Source organism: Acinetobacter sp. 228, from assembly GCF_048147885.1.
This window is the reverse complement of record NZ_JAYWYV010000181.1, coordinates 1-1609: the sequence shown is the minus strand read 5'-3', so window position 1 is coordinate 1609 and position 1609 is coordinate 1. Positions and strand designations below refer to the sequence as shown.

Here is a 1609-nt window from a genome sequence, read left to right as displayed (position 1 = left end):
ACTTACACTTCTCAAATTAGTGTAGAAGATGCAGCGGAACAAGCTCGCCGTATGGGCGTGACTTTCGGTATTGCCGAAATTCATTCAATCGTAAATAGCTTCATGCAAACTTTGTATCCGTTCTTTGGTAATTCACCAGCCGATGCGACTGAAGAAAATTTACAAGCGCGCGCTCGTGGCACATTGCTTATGGGCTTATCTAACAAGTTTGGTAATTTAGTTCTTTCTACCGGTAATAAATCTGAACTTTCAGTTGGCTATTGCACACTTTACGGTGACATGGTGGGTGGCTTTGCTGTTCTCAAAGATGTTTATAAAACAATCGTGTTTGAATTAGCAAAATACCGTAATAGCTTAAGTGAAACTCCGGTTATTCCTGAGCGTGTAATTACTCGCCCACCTTCAGCAGAACTGCGTCCAGATCAAAAAGACCAAGACTCTTTACCAGCGTATGATGTATTGGATGCTATCCTTTATGCATACATTGAGGAAGATTTAGGTCAGGCAGACATTATTGCCAAAGGTTTTGATAAAGAAGTTGTTGAAAAAGTCATCCGTTTAGTTGATCGTAATGAATATAAACGTCGTCAAGGTGCGATTGGCCCGAGAATTACTTCTCGTGCATTTAGTCGCGAACGACGTTATCCGATTGTCAACGGTTGGACAGCGAATGACTGAGCAGAAAAACTCATCAAAAACTACAGCACTTGCTCAAGCACTTTTGCTTGAGCAGGTGGAATTTTTCAAAAAACAATTATCTATAGAAAACTCACCTATTTATTTCCGGCAATTTATTCAGCTTTTTATGCAACATGCCGATGAAATTAAACTTTATGAAGTTGTGGATTTAGAACAATTACAAGCCGTTGTGAAACGCTATGCTTTTGAAATGCAGCTTGGTGCAGGCTTGCTTGAGTTTATTGGGGAAATTGCACAACGTATTTATTTATCTGCCATGAAATCTCCAGTTCAGCTACAAGACTTGGTATCCGATCACCAGTTTGAAATGTGGCTTTCCAAGTTTTTGGAAATGGAGCATATTCCACATTATCTCAATCAGTTTTTAAGAACTAGCCCTTCTGTTCAACAACTTTGCCAATATATTGCCACTTCAACCTTAGAACAAAAATTACCTAAATTTCTAACGGCCTCTAGAGTGGATGACTACCATTTTGAATGGCAACATAAACTCAAAAAATTCTCTTTTTTACAGCAACAACGTCTTGAGCATAAGCTTGAAACGTGGATTGCCAGCTTTATTCATGAACAACTGACAGAATTAAGCCTTTTATCGGCTGAAGATTTAGAAAGCTTAGTACGTCATATCTGGGAAGATATTAGACATAAAAAAATCTATGAGTTTATGAAACAGCTCACTCCTCTCGATGTTGAGGAGTTCTTTGTTTTAATTTATGAATACTGGAAAGAATTACGACAGTCACAATTTATGCAAGGTCTTATTTTGTATGGTGTCGAGGTTTTTTATGATTTTTATAAAGACCAAAGTTTATTTGAAGTATTAAGTGCAATTGGTTTATCCGAAACTGACTTACAAACTGAAGCTTTACGTTTTTATCCAAAAGTTATGGATGCCTTTAATGAGCACGGT

2 protein-coding genes are annotated in these 1609 nt (G+C 37.7%); both read left to right on the top strand.

Translation table 11 applies throughout. The features are described from left to right. Window positions 1–678 (top strand): NAD(+) synthase (gene nadE, locus VXQ92_RS17140; RefSeq protein WP_416682628.1); only part of this gene is annotated, 678 nt, incomplete at its 5' end. Beyond that, the coding region (locus tag VXQ92_RS17135; RefSeq protein ID WP_416682627.1) for a hypothetical protein at window positions 671–1609 on the top strand (939 nt) is incomplete at its 3' end. The genes nadE and VXQ92_RS17135, both read left to right, overlap by 8 nt.